This window comes from Lysinibacillus sp. UBA6686 (assembly GCF_002455205.1).
Lineage (GTDB): Bacteria > Bacillota > Bacilli > Bacillales_A > Planococcaceae > Lysinibacillus > Lysinibacillus pakistanensis.
In genome coordinates this window covers 1-4,965 of the sequence record NZ_DKJS01000082.1, presented here as the reverse complement: position 1 = coordinate 4,965, position 4,965 = coordinate 1, and the positions used below count along the sequence as shown (strand labels likewise).

The following is a 4,965-nucleotide window of genomic DNA, read 5'->3' as shown; positions in this document are numbered from 1 at the left end:
ATTCACATTCCACTTAGTTAATGAAAAACGATTGACGGAATTTTGGTTACGATTTACATGTAACAATTCACATTCCACTTAGTTAATGAAAAACGTGGTTTAGCAAGCTGATCCGCCTCGTCTTTTGTCAATTCACATTCCACTTAGTTAATGAAAAACATAATTCATTTACCATCTTGGATAAGTCAAAATCAATTCACATTCCACTTAGTTAATGAAAAACCCGTGTGTCCTACTAGAATTTTATTTGTTGGTACAAAATTCACATTCCACTTAGTTAATGAAAAACGCAAACCTGGAGGGAGCAAGTAGTCGAGCTAACGGAATTCACATTCCACTTAGTTAATGAAAAACGACACTATTTTTAAAGATGCTGACACCAGTTTTCAACATTCACATTCCACTTAGTTAATGAAAAACCTGTACCCTAATTCATCAAAACGTTCCTCACAAAAATTCACATTCCACTTAGTTAATGAAAAACTAGATGAGCTTGTTAATGATTATTTTCCTGCCGATATTCACATTCCACTTAGTTAATGAAAAACCTGACCAAAATACAAAGCTATTAAGTATTATACAAATTCACATTCCACTTAGTTAATGAAAAACTTGTATCCCATTTGTTGCATAATGCCAGACCGATAATATTCACATTCCACTTAGTTAATGAAAAACTGATACCGCCTGCAGGCGTTTCCAGAAATCGCTAGTATTCACATTCCACTTAGTTAATGAAAAACCCACCCTAAGGGCATTTAATAAAACCTTTATTACCAAGGGTTCAGAGAGTTTTATTTATTATATCATTTATCATTTTTGCAGTACATCACTTATAATCATTTTCAAATCGATGTAAAAACAACTCCAAACCCTGGTATATAAAGCTTTAATCAAATTTTATATGAAAACAGATTCACTGCAAATTATAAAAACATACTTTCAAAATCTTTCTCAATGCCGTAAATTACCTTTTTAATGTGCTTTGGATTCGCAATTCGATAGACATAAATAGAATCAACAGCTGGGTTTGCTTTTGTTGCAATTTCAGCCATGCATTGCTTTAATAAGCCTTCAGTAATTTCACCTTCAAACAATGAATTTTGCGTCCAAGTTAAATATTTCTTTAATACTTTATGCACTTTGGCGACACGCTTCGCATCCACATCATATGCAACTAATACATACATTCTACCACCATGCCTTTAAAGCTTTATAATCTTCATCTCCAATTAAATGCTTGATGAGCTTATAACACTCTAAACGAATTAAAAATCGATAGGATGTTTGACGATTTAGTTTACGATGCTTTATGGTTGTGCGCATACGATTTTCAAATTCTGTTATGAAAATTTTGCGTCCTGTATCATTTAAAAAGCAAATATTTTTTTCAACATATTCAAAATGTTCAAGACGTATCATCTTCTTATTAATTAATGTGAATATTAGATTGTCCATCAGTAAAGGTTTGAAAATTTCAGCTAAATCTAAAGATAATGAAAAACGCCGCGAGCCTGGTTCATGTAAATAACTAATCGTTGGATTTAATTGTGTTTTATACATCTCTGATAATACGGCTGTGTACATCAAACTATTCCCATACGAAATTAATGCATTTATCGGATCTGTGGGAGGCCGCTTTTCTCGTTTTCTAAAATTAAAATCTGGATTTTTAATAATATGATTAAAACTTTGGTAATACGTATAACGTACCTTTCCCTCAATGCCCATCAAAGTTTGTATATCTTGTGCATCAGCAACCTTTTCCTTCAAGGCAATAATCTCCGAAATCAATTCCCCGACTTCTTCTTTGTGACGTCGCATATTACGCAGCATATGATGGATGGCACTATAGACAAATTGTTGTCCGATGTATAACCTTTTATTTAAATCAAGTACATGTGCTGCTTGATTGACATCTACAAAACCAGATACCTTTTTTCGACGCGGTACATAACTTCCAGAATAATAACCATAATAATTATAGAAATGTAGGCTAACATCTTTTTGATTTAGTAAATTAATAAAAGATGTATTAAAGTCCATTTCCGCAAATATATGTAAATTTTCTACTTGTTCAATGGGCACAGTTTTTTTCGTGCCATCCTCCAATACTAAATAAATCGTAGAATCTTTGCGTTGCAATCTTCCATTATTGAATAAATATAAATCTTTCATCCTTCTTCACCTACCCAGCAAAAAGAATAGTATGCACATTTCGTACAATATTTAAGTTTTTTCTTTATCGGTGGCTTCTCTAATAGAATGATTTTTTGAATTTGTGCAAGCCACTTAGGAATTTCTTGCTTATCCTGCTCTGTTAATTCGAGTTCATCTACACGCTTTTCCTTTGGATAATGTATTTTACCTTTTCTTTGGATGCCCATTTGATCGAGTATAAATAAATAGTACAATAACTGCGCTTGATCAGCCTCCTTCATCTTACTACTGGATTTCACTTCACCAACATAATCTCCATCCATCAAATCTATCTGAATTAAATTATCGATTAGCACTTCCTTCGATTTTTTACGCTGATACGATGTTTCATGTAATACTTTCCCTTGTTGTACTTTGTCATATTCATCTTCAAAGCCAATTTGATGAGCATGTAGCCATAGCTTTCGTTCACATACTTTTAAATATTGCACTTGTAAACCTGTTACTTTCAAATCATCCCACTGCATTACATCGTCCCCCTTATAAGAAATTAGCACCTTCCTCTATTTCATAAATAAGACCCTTTTCTTTTGTATACCGAAAAGCAATTATTGGATAGTTTGTATATTTATCAATTGCAATGGCATCATATTTAAATTCCTTTTCAGCCATTTTATACGCCCATTTTGGAATAGATATTGTATAATTTTGCAACTGATTAAGAAGCGTTATTCGTAGTTGCAAACTCAGCTTCTCTTTCAACTTCTTCTGTATTTTTTGTATTTCCTCTTCCTTTTCTTGATATATCGCAAAAGGAATAATCGTTTGATTTTCAATATCACGTAATGTTGGCTTCTCTTTTTCTTCATATGGTAAAACATTTTCAAGTTGTGCTAGGGTTACATCAAATTCTTTTAAATAGCTGCAATTATTACCAAGCGCTTCTCTGCTATATATTTGATTAATAATATCCATTTTTGTTTTTTCTTTTAGAAGTTGATTGTTATATTGCAGTAACACTTCTCTTGATTTTTGATAAATTGTATAATCTATAACTGATCGCTTATCACTCTCAGATACCCCAGATGGCAATTCATAACCAGTAAATACATAGACATTTGGTGTTGTATTTTTATAGTCTCGTCCACGATACACACGCCCCATTCGTTGGAACAGCCCCGTCGCTTCCGATAATTCCGTAAATAAAATATCAAAATCAATGTCTACACTTGCCTCTACTAATTGAGTAGTTATCCAAATACCTGTCTCATCACAATCTCTTTTACCTAATTTCTTTATAGACTTTTCCTTTTCGAACCTATCATTATTGATGAATCGACTATGAAGTAAATTCACTTCACAATCCGCATCAATAAATGCATCATATAATTCTTGTGCTTTTTTAACTGTATTGACGATAATTAGTACTTTTTGATTTAGCGAATGTGCAACTATTTCTCCTACTGTTAGATCTCGTTCTATTATTTGTATAACATGACGATTCATCACGTTTCCATGTTCATTCAACTTTAAAAATGGATTATCTGGTTGCTTAAAAGGGATTTTTAATTTATGCATCGCCTCAATAAACAATGGAGGCAAAGTTGCAGTCATAATTAAAAATCTCCCACCCATATCTGTAATGTACTTTAACCCCATTAAAATGAATGCAACTAGACGGGGGCTATACATTTGTATTTCATCAATAATGAACTTGCTGTATGAAAAAATGGCTAATTTTAATTCAAATCCTGGATATAATCCAACAAAGTCAATCACTTGGTCAATTGTTGTAATGGTTAATGGCTGTGCCAATTGTTTCGTATGATTTATTGCAAATAAATCTAAATCTTGATCACCTGCTCGTTTTGCATACTCTGCGCGCATATCGCTATGGAGGAACCCAACTTGCTCATAGCCGAAATCCTTATGAATTCGATCATATATCGCATTTATCGAAACCTTTAATGGCAGTGTAAAAATACCTTTATCTTGTCCTAGCCAGTAAAGAGCCCCTTCTGTTTTTCCTATCCCTGTTGACGCAATAACCACATGATTATCATTTGGATACTGAAATAAATACTCTTGCAAATCGTTTTTTCTATAGCCCAATGATTTAAAATACTTATCCACTGTACCGATTACGTCCCCTGGCGCGATTTCTACATCAAGATGACCACTCGCAGCAAAGTCCAACTTATTTAAAAACCCTTTGATACGAACAAAGTGATATAAATTTTCACGCTTTCGTAAGAATTCTTTGTCAGTGAACTTTCCAAAATCATGTCTAGGATTTTCATTTACATTAAATCCTTCAGCCGCTAATGCCGAAACATAGTTTATCAAATCTTGTTCAATTATTTTTTTACAATCTTCTAATCTCTCCTCACTTCTTTCATGATGATAGTATACGGCTAACATCAAAATATGAACTTGCTCTTTAGTATATCGTTTTAATAATTCCCTCAACGGCATATATGCACAACTTAAATAAGCATGAGGTATTTCTTCTATACCTTCTAACAAATCCAATTGTTTATTCTCTATTTGTCTTAACTTATTTTGAAATTTGGTATTTGCTTTCCCAACATCATGATATTCGGCCGCTTCTGCTAAAAGTGCCCAATCTTTTTTACTCAATGCATGCGGATATATTTCTTGAAATTTACTATGTCTGTCTAATAACTTAGCAGTATGCTCTTTAATGGTCTCATCATCACTTTTATCTGAGCCTGATTTAGCCAATAGTTCAGTAAACATTTCTCTCATCTCCTTAAAAAAAGAATGTAAGCCCGTATTCAAATA

At 32.8% G+C, this 4,965-nt stretch carries 4 protein-coding genes and 1 CRISPR repeat array; all 4 genes read right to left on the bottom strand.

Annotated elements, in window-relative coordinates; genetic code table 11:
* Positions 1-743: a CRISPR direct-repeat array (repeat unit 29 nt; unit sequence ATTCACATTCCACTTAGTTAATGAAAAAC).
* Positions 744-926: 183 nt separating this feature from the next.
* From cas2 to cas3, 4 genes are read right to left on the bottom strand one after another with little or no spacing between them, the layout of a single operon-like run.
* Complete coding sequence (gene cas2, locus B2R82_RS22345) at positions 927-1,190, bottom strand: CRISPR-associated endonuclease Cas2 (protein WP_286927132.1); 264 nt, start codon at positions 1,188-1,190, stop codon at positions 927-929.
* A 1-nt stretch (position 1,191) separates the two neighbouring features.
* Positions 1,192-2,178 carry a type I-B CRISPR-associated endonuclease Cas1b gene (gene cas1b / locus B2R82_RS22340; protein WP_286927130.1) on the bottom strand — a complete coding sequence of 329 codons (987 nt, stop codon included), beginning with the start codon at positions 2,176-2,178 and terminating at the stop codon, positions 1,192-1,194.
* A complete protein-coding gene (gene cas4 / locus B2R82_RS22335) occupies positions 2,175-2,687 on the bottom strand; it encodes a CRISPR-associated protein Cas4 (protein WP_286927128.1) in 513 nt (170 codons plus the stop codon). Before cas4 ends, cas1b begins: the two co-directional genes overlap by 4 nt.
* Positions 2,688-2,700: 13 nt before the next feature.
* Positions 2,701-4,920 (bottom strand): CRISPR-associated helicase Cas3', encoded by a 2,220-nt coding sequence (gene cas3, locus B2R82_RS22330; RefSeq protein WP_286927125.1) that lies wholly within the window; start codon positions 4,918-4,920, stop codon positions 2,701-2,703.
* Positions 4,921-4,965: the final 45 nt, after the last annotated feature.

Bases quoted from the DNA above. Each gene is read 5' to 3' on its own strand.
- cas4 (WP_286927128.1), bottom strand. From the start codon at position 2,687: ATGCAGTGGGATGATTTGAAAGTAACAGGTTTACAAGTGCAATATTTA.
- cas2 (WP_286927132.1), bottom strand. From the start codon at position 1,190: ATGTATGTATTAGTTGCATATGATGTGGATGCGAAGCGTGTCGCCAAA.
- cas1b (WP_286927130.1), bottom strand. From the start codon at position 2,178: ATGAAAGATTTATATTTATTCAATAATGGAAGATTGCAACGCAAAGAT.
- cas3 (WP_286927125.1), bottom strand. From the start codon at position 4,920: ATGTTTACTGAACTATTGGCTAAATCAGGCTCAGATAAAAGTGATGAT.